General features: G+C 55.3%; 12 protein-coding genes and 1 riboswitch. Of the genes, 10 read left to right on the forward strand and 2 right to left on the reverse strand.

All coding sequences use genetic code 11. The features are described 5' to 3' along the window. Nucleotides 1-153 precede the first annotated feature (153 nt). The 4 genes from nikC to ACZ5FK_RS06640 are packed head-to-tail and all read left to right on the forward strand — an operon-like array spanning nt 154 to nt 4,049. Nucleotides 154-1,047, forward strand: a complete 894-nt coding sequence (gene nikC, locus ACZ5FK_RS06625; protein WP_464807110.1) for a nickel transporter permease — start codon at nt 154-156, stop codon at nt 1,045-1,047. 15 nt (nt 1,048-1,062) lie between these two features. Then, the gene (locus tag ACZ5FK_RS06630) at nt 1,063-2,004 is read left to right on the forward strand and encodes an ABC transporter permease (protein WP_464807111.1); all 942 of its coding nucleotides are present in this window, start codon (nt 1,063-1,065) and stop codon (nt 2,002-2,004) included. Between the two features lie 16 nt (nt 2,005-2,020). Beyond that, nucleotides 2,021-3,073: an ABC transporter ATP-binding protein gene (locus tag ACZ5FK_RS06635; protein WP_464807112.1), complete on the forward strand. Its 1,053-nt coding sequence runs from the start codon at nt 2,021-2,023 to the stop codon at nt 3,071-3,073. Then, entirely contained in the window at nt 3,018-4,049 is a 1,032-nt protein-coding gene (locus ACZ5FK_RS06640; RefSeq protein WP_464807113.1) for an ABC transporter ATP-binding protein, read from the forward strand. The genes ACZ5FK_RS06635 and ACZ5FK_RS06640 overlap by 56 nt, the downstream gene beginning before the upstream one ends. A 535-nt stretch (nt 4,050-4,584) precedes the next feature. Here the strand turns inward: ACZ5FK_RS06640 and ACZ5FK_RS06645 are convergent. Further along, complete coding sequence (locus tag ACZ5FK_RS06645; protein ID WP_464807114.1) at nt 4,585-5,577, reverse strand: ornithine cyclodeaminase family protein; 993 nt, start codon at nt 5,575-5,577, stop codon at nt 4,585-4,587. Next, nucleotides 5,574-6,914: an MFS transporter gene (locus ACZ5FK_RS06650; protein ID WP_464807115.1), complete on the reverse strand. Its 1,341-nt coding sequence runs from the start codon at nt 6,912-6,914 to the stop codon at nt 5,574-5,576. Before ACZ5FK_RS06650 ends, ACZ5FK_RS06645 begins: the two co-directional genes overlap by 4 nt. Nucleotides 6,915-7,114: 200 nt before the next feature. Between ACZ5FK_RS06650 and ACZ5FK_RS06655 the strand changes: the two genes are divergently transcribed. The 6 genes from ACZ5FK_RS06655 to thiW all read left to right on the forward strand — a co-directional run bounded on the left by ACZ5FK_RS06655 (nt 7,115) and on the right by thiW (nt 11,396). Continuing rightward, nucleotides 7,115-7,642, forward strand: a complete 528-nt coding sequence (locus tag ACZ5FK_RS06655) for a helix-turn-helix domain-containing protein (protein WP_464807116.1) — start codon at nt 7,115-7,117, stop codon at nt 7,640-7,642. Nucleotides 7,643-7,736: 94 nt separating this feature from the next. Then, nucleotides 7,737-8,189 carry a hypothetical protein gene (locus tag ACZ5FK_RS06660; RefSeq protein WP_464807117.1) on the forward strand — a complete coding sequence of 151 codons (453 nt, stop codon included), beginning with the start codon at nt 7,737-7,739 and terminating at the stop codon, nt 8,187-8,189. Nucleotides 8,190-8,396: 207 nt separating this feature from the next. Further along, nucleotides 8,397-8,504: riboswitch (TPP riboswitch) on the forward strand. Nucleotides 8,505-8,604: 100 nt separating this feature from the next. After that, complete coding sequence (thiM, locus tag ACZ5FK_RS06665; protein WP_464807118.1) at nt 8,605-9,420, forward strand: hydroxyethylthiazole kinase; 816 nt, start codon at nt 8,605-8,607, stop codon at nt 9,418-9,420. Beyond that, nucleotides 9,417-10,259 (forward strand): bifunctional hydroxymethylpyrimidine kinase/phosphomethylpyrimidine kinase, encoded by an 843-nt coding sequence (gene thiD / locus ACZ5FK_RS06670; RefSeq protein WP_464807119.1) that lies wholly within the window; start codon nt 9,417-9,419, stop codon nt 10,257-10,259. The genes thiM and thiD overlap by 4 nt, the downstream gene beginning before the upstream one ends. Beyond that, nucleotides 10,222-10,905, forward strand: coding sequence for a thiamine phosphate synthase (thiE, locus tag ACZ5FK_RS06675; protein WP_464807386.1), 684 nt, complete (start codon nt 10,222-10,224; stop codon nt 10,903-10,905). The genes thiD and thiE overlap by 38 nt, the downstream gene beginning before the upstream one ends. Next, complete coding sequence (gene thiW, locus ACZ5FK_RS06680) at nt 10,902-11,396, forward strand: energy coupling factor transporter S component ThiW (protein ID WP_464807120.1); 495 nt, start codon at nt 10,902-10,904, stop codon at nt 11,394-11,396. The genes thiE and thiW overlap by 4 nt, the downstream gene beginning before the upstream one ends. Nucleotides 11,397-11,459: the final 63 nt, after the last annotated feature.

Below are 11,459 nucleotides of genomic sequence, written 5' to 3' on the forward strand. Positions count from 1 at the left end.
GTCTAGATATAATAATTCTTCTACTATATGCAAATCATTTAATTCTAAATCGACAAAGTTCTACAAAAAATAGCATTCCCCAAAACTGTTTTCCATGCTATGCTACTGTAAATATGTTTACACATATGTAATAGAATCCAGGGGGTGCATGATATGGTACAGCAGACGCCCGCGGTGACGATGGAGCGCAAAAGGACACGCTCGCGTCTCGCGGCAGCCAAGACATTTTGGAAGCGGCTGGCAAAGAATAAAGCGGCCGTTGTCGGCGGGGCATTCATTTTGGTCTTCATTCTTGTTTCACTATTTGGTCCCCTCCTCACGACAGCGGACCCGAATGAGCCGCAGATCGCCATCAAATTGCAGAAGCCATCCGCCGAGCATTGGTTCGGAACAGATAACTACGGCCGTGACATTTTCACGCGGATCATCCATGGCATGGCGATCACCATGAAGGTCGGATTCCTTTCCGTCGCGCTCGGCGGCGTGATCGGGGTTTTCCTCGGCATCATCTCAGGATATTACGGAGGCTGGCTTGATACGCTCATCATGCGGGTCATGGATGTCCTGCTTGCATTTCCAGGAATCCTGCTGGCGCTTGCCATCGTGTCCGTCCTTGGCGGAAGCCTGCAGAACGTCATCATTGCAGTCGGTGTCTTCTCGGTGCCGGCGTTCGCACGGATTGTCCGCGGCTCGACGCTATCCGTCAGGAAACTGGAATATATCGATGCAGTGAAGGCGCTCGGCGCGTCAGACAGCCGGATCATCTTCAAGCATATCCTGCCGAACGTCATGTCTCCGATCATCGTCCAGCTGACGCTCCGGATTGCGACTGCCGTCCTGACAGCGAGCGGACTTGCCTTCCTCGGGCTCGGCGCAAAACCGCCGACACCGGAATGGGGCGCGATGCTGAGTGAAGGCCGTGCATTTATGCGGGAAGCGCCGCATCTTGTTTTATTCCCGGGACTGATGATTGTCCTGGTTGTACTTGCATTCAATATCTTTGGCGACGGCTTGCGCGATGCGCTTGATCCGAAAATGAAAAAGTAAGGGGGCGCACAGTAGATGACAAAGTTCATAATCAGACGCTTGGTCCAGACGATACCCGTCCTGCTCGGCGTTTCCATCCTCGTCTTTTCACTTATGTATCTCATACCGGGCGACCCTGCGCAGATTATTGCGGGGGAAGGGGCTTCGCCGCAGACCGTTGAACAGATCCGGGAGAAACTCGGCCTGAACGAACCCGCTCCCGTGCAATACCTCAGTTATATGAAGAATGTCGTCCAAGGCGATCTTGGCAACTCGATCCGCAGCGGACGGCCTGTCATCGATGAGATTAAAGCGAGGTTCTGGGTGACCGTGGAGCTGTCTTTCTATGCCACCATCCTCGCCGTATTCATCGGTCTGATTGCGGGCATCGTCTCAGCGGTCCGGCATTACACATGGTCGGACATCTCCATCATGCTCGTTGCGCTGTTCGGGCTGTCGATGCCGAATTTCTGGTTCGGCCTCATGCTCATCCAGTGGTTCGCAATCGGCCCTGAGTGGATGCCGGACTTCATGAAGATGCGGCCTTCCGGCTGGGGCGACGACTGGCGGCAAGTCATCCTGCCCGTCGTGACGCTGGGTACCGGCGGCGCTGCGATCATCGCACGGATGACCCGCTCTTCCATGCTTGAAGTGATCGGACAGGATTATATCCGGACTGCACGCGCGAAAGGGATGGGCGAACGCGTTGTCGTATACCGGCACGCCTTGAAGAACGCCTTGATCCCCGTCATTACGGTCGTCGGACTTGAGTTCGGCGGATTCCTCGGCGGTGCGGTGCTGACCGAGACGATTTTTGCGATCAACGGCATGGGACGCTTGACGATTGACGCCATCCGGACACGGGATTTCCCGATCGTCCAGGGGACTGTCCTGATCATCTCGTTCCTGTTCGTATTCGTGAACCTGCTCGTCGATATTTCATACAGACTGCTGAATAAGCGGATTGAACTGAACTAAGAAGGAGGAGTCGACTATGGTACCAACATTGCTGGAAGTCCGTGATCTCCGGACGTCCTTCTTCACCGATGAAGGCGAAGTGAAAGCGGTCGACGGCGTCAGCTTTTCATTGCCCGCGGGGAAAACGCTCGGCATTGTCGGCGAGTCCGGATCCGGAAAGAGCATCACTGCCCTTTCCATCCTGAAATTGCTTGCGGCCAACGGAAAAATCATCGGCGGCGACGTCCTCTTCAAAGGGGAGAACATCCTCGCTTACAGCGACAAGAAAATGCGTGAGATGCGCGGCAATGCTATCTCGATGATCTTCCAGGAGCCGATGACGTCTCTGAATCCCGTCTTTACGGTCGGGCAGCAGATCAGCGAGTCGATCATGAAACATCAGCGCCTGTCGAAAAAGGAATCGCTCCTGCGTTCCATCGATTTGCTGAAACTTGTCGGCATCCCGTCCCCGGACAAGCGGGTGAAGCAATATCCGCATGAACTGTCCGGCGGCATGCGGCAGCGGGTCATGATCGCCATGGCGCTCGCCTGCAATCCGGAGATCCTGATTGCGGACGAGCCGACAACGGCACTCGACGTCACCATCCAGGCGCAGATCCTCGGTCTCATCCGCGGACTGCAAAAAAAGCTTGGCATGAGTGTCATCATGATCACGCACGATCTCGGGGTCGTCGCGGAGACATGCGACTATGTTGCCGTCATGTACGCGGGGCAAGTCGTGGAGTATGCGGACGTCGTGACGCTGTTCGAGCGGCCGAAGCATCCGTATACGATCGGACTTATGAATTCCCTGCCGCGGCATGATGTCGAGGTCGAGGAACTGGAACCGATCCGGGGCAATGTGCCGAACCCGAAAGAGATGCCGATCGGATGCCGGTTCGCGCCGCGATGTCCTGCGGCAACGGAGCTGTGCAGGCAGTCATTGCCTGATTTAATGAAAGATCATGACGGGAATGACGTCCGCTGCTGGATTTATTCCGATAAATGGGACGGGCCGAAGGAGGTGGAAGTGTATGGAGAGAAACGAATTGCTGAAAGTGGAAGGGCTGAAACAGTACTTTCCGATTAAAGGCGGCTTCATGGGCCGGACGGTCAACCACGTCAAGGCTGTCGATGATATCAGCTTCACCGTCTATGAAGGCGAAACGGTCAGCATCGTCGGGGAATCCGGGTGTGGTAAATCGACGACCGGGCGCGCCATCCTGCGGCTTGAGGAACCGACGGAAGGATCTGTCATGTTCAATGGGGAAGAGCTGACGACGCTGTCGAAACGGGAGATGCGCAAACAACGGAAGGACTTGCAGATCATCTTCCAGGATCCATACGCGTCCATCAACCCGCGCCAGACCGTTTCCGATATCTTGAATGAAGCGATGGCCATCCAGAACGTGCTCCCCGCCCGCGACCGGCGCGAGCGGATCATCGAGCTGCTCGAGACGGTCGGGCTGAATGAATACCAGGCGGACCGCTACCCGCATGAATTCTCCGGCGGGCAGCGCCAGCGGATCGGCATCGCCCGGGCGCTTTCCGTCAATCCGAAACTCGTCATTTGCGACGAAGCGGTCTCTGCACTCGATGTGTCAATCCAGGCGCAGGTGCTCAACTTGCTGAAAGACTTGCAGAAGCAATACCGACTGACCTATCTTTTCATCTCGCATGACCTCGGCGTCGTGCGGCATATTTCGGATCGTGTCATCGTCATGTATCTCGGGAAGATTGTGGAGATCGGCGACAAGCGCTCGATCTTCGACAATCCAAAGCACCCGTACACGAAGGCGCTTCTGTCCGCGATTCCGGTTCCTGATCCGACGCGGGAGAAAAAGCACATCGTCCTCACCGGCGACGTACCTTCCCCGATCGACCCGCCTGCCGGCTGCCGGTTCCACACCCGCTGCCCGTTCGCGCAGGAGAAATGCCGGGTGGACACGCCTGAGCTGAAGACCCATCTCGACATGGAAGCCGGCCACGAAGCCGCCTGCCATTTCGTTGAAGAGATCGAGCGCGGCACTATCGAAGCACGAGGATTTGAGGAAGCGATATATTAATATAGTAGAAACCCTGCCAGCGGATTGTGCGCTGGCAGGGTTTTCTAATTGGTGCAGTATTCGCGGGAGCTACTCTTCTGTACGCGGATATTGTATTCGCGCTGAAGCCTTTGACCATTTTTGCTGGTTGCTTACTTTGGATGGTCGATTGCTTGTTTTTGGTGGCGTGTTGCTTACTTTGCTAGGCTGATTGCTTCTTTTGAATAGTGTGTTGCTTGCTTTGTGGGATTGATTGCTTACTTAACAGGTACTGTTGCTTACTTCTCGCGGCGTGCAATTTTAGAAAGCTGATTGCCGCTTTTCGCGGTGCGCGATTTTAGGAAGCTGATTGCTTACTTTTCGCGGCGTGCCAATTCAAGCTGGCGGATTGCTTACTTTCACATGCTTGCTGCTTGTTTCGGCAGGCCGATTGCTGCCTTTTCGCGGCGGTTGCTCACTTTGCGCAAGGCATTGCTTACTAAGAAGGACCAGTTGCTTCCTTTAGGGCCTCCATTGCTTACTAATGCGCCGCACAAGCCTGAAGTTTGTTTGACAATCAAATATCCACCCGGACGCCAAGCCCTTCCCGTTCCGCTTTCTCATAGACGCCTTTTGCGACGGCCATGTCGAAATAAGCGGCGCCTACGCATTTGAAGAAGGTGATCTCCTCTTCGTTTTCCCGGCCATCCACGACGCCAGCTGCCAGCTGATATAGCTCGCCATGAAGATCATCGAATGACCATTCTGTTTCGCGCGCCGCGTGGATGAGCTCTCCCGCCTCTTCCTCCACTCCATGCGTATCGTCTGCCACGATTTTCGAGCAGCGCTGGATGAATTCCGTATCCACTTCCTGCATATGCGGCAAATAGGAGCCGACGCCGTTGACATGAGTGCCCGGCTGTACGGCTTTTCCTGAGAATACCGGCGTGACGGAACGCGTGGCGCAATTGATAATGTCCGCCTGCTGTACCGCTTCGTCGACAGCTTCGACGATTTCCACGCTCACGTCTTCCCCGATCCTCTTCTCTGCGCGAAGTCGCTTTCCGAACGCTTCCGCTTTGGAGCGGGTCGGGTTGACGAGCAGAATTTTTTTGATTTCCCTAACCGCCAGTACGCCGAGCGCCTGCTCATACCCCATGCCGCCCGTGCCGATGACGCACAGGACGGATGCCTCTTTTTTAGCGAGATGATCTGTTGCAATCGCACTCATGGCGCCTGTCCGCAGCCTCGTCAAGTAAGAGGCGTTGAGCAATGCGAGATGGCGGCCGTCCTTGGCGTCCGTCACGAGGACGACTCCTTGTGTCGTCGGCAGCCCGCTTTTCGGATTTTCCGGGAAAATGGACACGGTTTTGCTTGTCGCAATCCCCTCCGCGAAGTCTGCGCATGGCATATACAGAACGGATGCATCCCTTTCTGGAAATTCGATGACCGTCCGAAGCGGATTTTCCACCTTTCCTGCCGCCAGCGATCCGAGGACGCTGCCTACGTCCCGGATCGCCTCCTTCATTCCATACATATCCATGATCTGCTTTTCATTCATCGTAATCATTTTTGAACCAGCTCCATATTGTTTTCCTTCTTCGATTCAACCGTCTCTTGGGCAAGTGTGATTTCGTCTAAATTCTGATCCTTTCGGTCGCGCACTGCCCAGATGGCTAGCAGCGACACCATAGCGGTAAAGATGATATAAAGGGCAACCGGTACATACGAATCGTTGAATTTTAGCAATAATGCCGCAGCGATCAATGGCGCCGTCCCTCCGGCAACCGCCGCTCCAATCTGGTAGCCGAGCGAAATGCCAGTATAGCGGACTTCAGCCGAGAAGATTTCCGAGAACATCGTTCCTAGCACCGCTGTGATCGGAGACCAAATGATGCCGAGTCCAATGATGGTCGCGAGGAACATCATGATATTCGACCCTTGGTGCAGCATCCAGAAGTATGGGAAGGCGAAAAGTGCCATCGCAACAGCTCCATAAATATAGAGCGGCTTTCTTCCGACTTTATCCGACAGCCGGCCCATGATGGGAATCAAAATCGTCGTGATGATCGTTGCAATCATGACGGCCATCAGCACTTCATTGTTTGAGTGGCCGACATTTTTCGTCGCATACGATACGACGAATGTGCCGAAGATATAGAACGGCGCCGTCTCGACGACTTTCGCGCCGACTGCGATCAGCACTTCCCGCCAGTGATACTTGAACGTATCGACAACAGGCACTTTCGGGATGGATCCTTCCGCCTGTACCTTCTTGAACGAAGGCGTCTCTTCGATGCCTTTCCGGATCCAGAGGCCGAACAGGACGAGCAATGCGCTTAATAAAAATGGCACACGCCAGCCCCAGCTCATGAATGCGTCTTCCGGCAGCAATGTCATGACGGAAAGTGCGAACGTACCGAGCACCATCCCGATCGTGACCCCCATTTGCGGGACAGAGCCGAACAAGCCGCGCTTTTCCTTCGGAGCATACTCGACTGCAAGAAGCATCGCGCCTCCCCACTCGCCGCCAATCCCGAGACCTTGTATCAAGCGCAGTGTGATCAACAGGATCGGAGCCCAGATGCCGATTGCGTAATACGTCGGCAAGAGCCCCATACCAAATGTCGCGACACCCATCAGGCTGAGCGTCAGGACAAGTGTTTTCTTCCGGCCGATCCGGTCACCGATATGGCTGAAGATGACCCCGCCGAGAGGACGGATAAAGAACGATAGCGCAAATGATGCGTAGGCAAGGATCAATCCGATCGATGGATCCTCCGCCACGAAGAACATCGTGTTGAATACAAGAGCGGCGACCGTTCCGTATAGGAAATAGTCGAACCATTCGATGGAACTGCCGACAAGGCTCGCGATCAAGATGCGCCGCATATCCTTTTTCTGCATGATAAAAATCCCCCTTTGTAATTAAATTGAAGTGATACTTCAATTAGTAAATAAATAGAAAAACCGGTTGCAACTATCGACACGCAATGTTCGAAAACGCTTCCAATTGCCGAATTGAAGTAATGCTTCAATTATTGTATAATACTACGGGAGTTCAAAATTTCTGTCAATGGTATTTTTTAAATAAAGGATGATAGTCCATGACCCAGCACCTCGGAAACCGTATTCGGGCAGCGCGGAAAGACCGAAAGAAAACATTGAAGGACATTGCCGATGCGACCGGTTTCTCCATCAGCTTCGTGTCCCAGCTCGAGCGCGGGAAATCCTCCGCTACCCTTGAGTCATTAAAAAAGATTGCCGCCTCGCTCGGCATGAGTCCCGCTCATTTCTTTGAGGAGCCTGAAGGCAGGCCGGATGGTTCTGTGATGGAGGAGCGGATTGCTGAGTACGGCATCCATTACCAGAACCTTGCACCCGGGTTTTCATCCCCCGACTTCATGCCGATGAGGATCACCCTAAAACCCGGCGAACAAGGCGGGCAGCCAATCACCCACCCCGGCCACGAATTCGTCTATGTGCTCGAAGGGATCCTGTCCGTCGAGCTGTCGGGCGTGAGACGCGAGCTGTCAGCCGGTGAATCGCTGTTCTATGATGCTTCGGAATCCCACTACTGGCATAACCCGGGAGACGTGGATGCGTATTTTATCTGTGTCAGTTCGGATACGTAAGGACGTTTGGTTGGCGGGTTGCTCACTTTTATAGGTTGATTGCTTATATTTACAGGCGGTTGCTTACTTGGACCAGCCTGTTGCTTGTTAATCAGTGCGTGTTGCTTACTTCGCAGGAGTGATTGCTTCCTTTTCGACTGCGATTGCTTACTTCTTCAGGCGTGACGTCTTCAGCGGGCGCATTGCTTACTTGGGCGGGGTGTTTGCTTACATTTACGGGCCGGTTTCTTACTTCAGCCGGCCTGTTGCTCATTCTCTGGCGGGTATTGCTCACTTTACAGGATTGGTTGCTTGCTTCAGGGGTGATGTTGCTTACTTCTTCAGGCGTCACAAGTTGAGCAGGCGGATTGCTTGCTTTTATAGGTTTATTGCTTATTTTGGCAGGCCGGTTGCTTACTTGAACCGGCCTGTTGCTCTTTATCTAGCGGATATTGCTCACTTTATGGGACTGATTGCTAACTTTACAGCTGTTATTGCTTACTACTTCCAGCGCGATATTTTGAGCGAGTGTATTGCATACTTTAACTGGCCCATTGCTCCCTTTTAACTGTCCATTGCTTAATTCAGCAGGCTGATTGCTTACTTTATGCCGCCCATTGCTCACTTCACGATGCTGCTTGCTTCCTTTCTACGTTCATTGCTCATATCAGCATGGCTATTGCTCACTTTGTGCCTCGCAGCATGATGCATGGATCCCCCACTAAGTTCCCCTCTCTCCCAATCTATGATATAGTGTTGTTGAAAACTGAAAAGAGTTGACCACTAGGGGTGTCTTTGTGAAAGACTGAGACGTGTATCGATGCGCGGACCCTTTGAACCTGATCTGGATGATACCAGCGGAGGGAAGTGGATTCGCATGTCTACTGATGGTGACTTCTGCTTACATTGCGAGCCGCTTCCTCAACGTTGTCGTTGATGGAGGCGGCTTTTTTGGTTTTTAGAATGAACGGGGAGTGATGTTGATGATCAACCAAACCGAGACAGGATTCACATATCTGGAGGAACTCCGCCTGAAGAATCCGCTCGTCCATTGCATGACGAATATTGTCGTGGCGAATTTCCAGGCGAACGGCTTGCTGGCTGCAGGTGCGTCGCCGATCATGGCGGATGCGCCGGAGGAGGCGGCGGATGTTGCCGCTCTTTCCTCTTGCACTCTGCTGAATATCGGGACGCTGAATGCTGCGAAAATCGATTCCATGCTGCGGGCCGGAAAGAGCGCGAACGCGCACGGCCGCCCTGTCATACTCGACCCGGTCGGCGCGGGGGCGACCGCTTTCCGCAAGGAGATGACGGCCCGCCTGCTCGAAGAAGTCGATATTGCCCTGATCCGCGGCAATGCCGGGGAGATTGCAGCTCTTATTGGAGCTGACTGGTCGGCGAAAGGAGTCGACGCAGGTGCTGGGTCTGGAGATGTCCCGCGCATGGCGAAAGACGCGGCCGCACGCTTTGGGTGCATTGTAGCGGTGACCGGGGAGACGGATTTTGTGACGGATGGGAAAGCGGGAGTTTTCATCCACGGAGGCAGCGAACTGATGACGCGCATCACGGGTTCCGGCTGTCTGCTAAGCGCCCTTTCCGCTGCATTCCTGGCACTTCATCCGGAAAATTCGCTTCACGCAGTTGCTGCGAGTCTCGCCTATTATAAGCGGGCGGGCGAGCGTGCCGCCGCGCAAGGACGCGGGCCGGGCGATCTGCCTGTCCATTTGTTGAATGAATTATATGCTCTCACGGATGATGCAGTTAATTATGGCGAAATACTGAAGGAGGAATTGGCATGACACATGCAGTTGCACTGACCATCGCAGGATCGGACAGCGGCGGAGGGGCCGGCATCCAGGCCGACCTGAAGACGTTCCAGGAACTTGGGGCTTTCGGGACATCCGCGCTCACCGCCATCACGGCCCAGAATACGCTCGGCGTCCACGCGGTGCAGCCCATCAATCCGGGAATTGTCGCCGCCCAGATCGACGCCGTCTTGTCGGATTTCCGCGTTGGCGCAGCGAAAACCGGTATGCTCTTTTCGTCTGACATCATCGAAGCGGTTGCCGGCAGCCTCAGCCGGCACGCAGCCTTCCCGCTCGTCGTCGATCCGGTAATGATCGCGAAAGGCGGCGCTTCCTTGCTTACGGATTCCGCGGCGGAGGCGCTCAAAGAGCATCTGATACCGCGGGCCGCCCTGCTGACGCCGAATGTACCGGAGGCGGAGGCGCTGACGGGGATGGAGATCCGGACATTGCAGGAAATGGAGCGGGCTGCAGAGAAATTGCTCGGGATGGGATGCCGCGCAGTCGTGATGAAAGGCGGGCACCGCAGCGATACGCCTTTTGCTGAGGACCTCGTCGTGACGGGCACCGGCGAGCGATTCCTCATGCGCACGCCGCGGATTGCGACGAAGGATACCCACGGGACAGGCTGCACATTCGCGGCCGCCATCACCGCTGAACTTTCAAAAGGACAGGCGCTTCCGGACGCCATCATCACTGCGAAGAAATTCATCCATGCGGCGATTGAAGACGGGCTAGGGCTTGGGAACGGGCACGGGCCGACAAATCACGCGGCCTACCGCCTGCTCGGGAATGATGCGATGGAAGGAGTGGAACTCATTGAGAGACATTGATCTGTCGGTATATTTCATCATGGGATCGATAAACGCGGAAGAGCCGCTGGCGGTCCTCGAAGCAGCGCTGGAAGGCGGCATCACCTGCTTCCAGCTCCGCGAGAAAGGCAAAGGGGCGCTCACAGGTTCCGAAAAAACCGCTTTTGCGGAAAGCTGTCAGCGGCTATGCCGCGCGTATGGCGTGCCGTTCATCGTGAATGATGATGCGGCGCTTGCCCTGGAGGCCGGGGCGGACGGCGTCCATGTCGGCCAGGATGACGCGATGGCTTCCTCGGTGCGCGAATGGATCGGCCCTGATAAATGGCTGGGCGTTTCCGTCCATTCCGTAGAAGAGGCGTTAGCAGCTAAGGAAGCGGGCGCGGATTATATCGGGATGGGGCCCGTATATCAGACATTCTCGAAGGATGACGCAAAACCGGTTGCCGGGACGGCGCGGATCATAGCGGTCCGCCAGCTGCTGCCCGATTTGCCCATCGTCGGGATCGGCGGCATCACGGCAGATAACGCAGTTCCTGTCATCGCGGCTGGCGCAAGCGGCGTCGCCGTCATCTCCGGCATCGCGGCTAGCCCAGATCCGAAAGGCGCGGCTAGACAGCTGAAAGAGATCGTCATAGGCGCCTCACTCGAGAGGAGCGGAATCCTATGAGCACACGCAAACTTGTGCTCATGACCGTTTTCACCGCCATCGCCGTCGCCGGGTCCGTCTTCGTCTCCTTCCCGGCCGGCATCGCCCGCGCCTACCCGATCCAGCATGCTGTGAATGTCATCGCGGCCGTGCTGCTCGGGCCGGTGCCGGCTGTCATCATCGCCTTCCTGACCGGATTGGTCCGTGTTTTAACAGGAACCGGCTCCCTTCTCGCCTTCCCGGGCGGCATGATTGGCGCCCTTCTCGCCGGGCTTCTCTACCAGAAATCCGGCAGACTCTGGATGGCAGCTGTCGGCGAAGCGATCGGCACCGGCATCATCGCCTCCCTGCTCGCCGTCCCGTACGCCGCCCTTCTGATGGGTACGACGGCCACCGCCTTCTTCTTCATGCCGCCGTTCCTCGTTTCGAGTGTGAGCGGCTCGATCATCGGCGTCGTCGTTGCAGCGAGACTTGTTCGGTTGCCGGCAGCGCAGCGGATTGCCCAGTATTGATTGAAGAAAGACCGGGTTTCTTTAGGGGAATCCGGTTTTTTATTGCACTTCGTTTTGTGGTTG

The organism is Sporosarcina sp. GTC18466 (genome assembly GCF_055389225.1).

Bases quoted from the DNA above. Each gene is read 5' to 3' on its own strand.
- nikC (WP_464807110.1), top strand. From the start codon at position 154: ATGGTACAGCAGACGCCCGCGGTGACGATGGAGCGCAAAAGGACACGC.
- ACZ5FK_RS06630 (WP_464807111.1), top strand. From the start codon at position 1,063: ATGACAAAGTTCATAATCAGACGCTTGGTCCAGACGATACCCGTCCTG.
- ACZ5FK_RS06635 (WP_464807112.1), top strand. From the start codon at position 2,021: ATGGTACCAACATTGCTGGAAGTCCGTGATCTCCGGACGTCCTTCTTC.
- ACZ5FK_RS06640 (WP_464807113.1), top strand. From the start codon at position 3,018: ATGGAGAGAAACGAATTGCTGAAAGTGGAAGGGCTGAAACAGTACTTT.
- ACZ5FK_RS06645 (WP_464807114.1), bottom strand. From the start codon at position 5,577: ATGATTACGATGAATGAAAAGCAGATCATGGATATGTATGGAATGAAG.
- ACZ5FK_RS06650 (WP_464807115.1), bottom strand. From the start codon at position 6,914: ATGCAGAAAAAGGATATGCGGCGCATCTTGATCGCGAGCCTTGTCGGC.
- ACZ5FK_RS06655 (WP_464807116.1), top strand. From the start codon at position 7,115: ATGACCCAGCACCTCGGAAACCGTATTCGGGCAGCGCGGAAAGACCGA.
- thiM (WP_464807118.1), top strand. From the start codon at position 8,605: ATGATCAACCAAACCGAGACAGGATTCACATATCTGGAGGAACTCCGC.
- thiD (WP_464807119.1), top strand. From the start codon at position 9,417: ATGACACATGCAGTTGCACTGACCATCGCAGGATCGGACAGCGGCGGA.
- thiE (WP_464807386.1), top strand. From the start codon at position 10,222: ATGCGATGGAAGGAGTGGAACTCATTGAGAGACATTGATCTGTCGGTA.
- thiW (WP_464807120.1), top strand. From the start codon at position 10,902: ATGAGCACACGCAAACTTGTGCTCATGACCGTTTTCACCGCCATCGCC.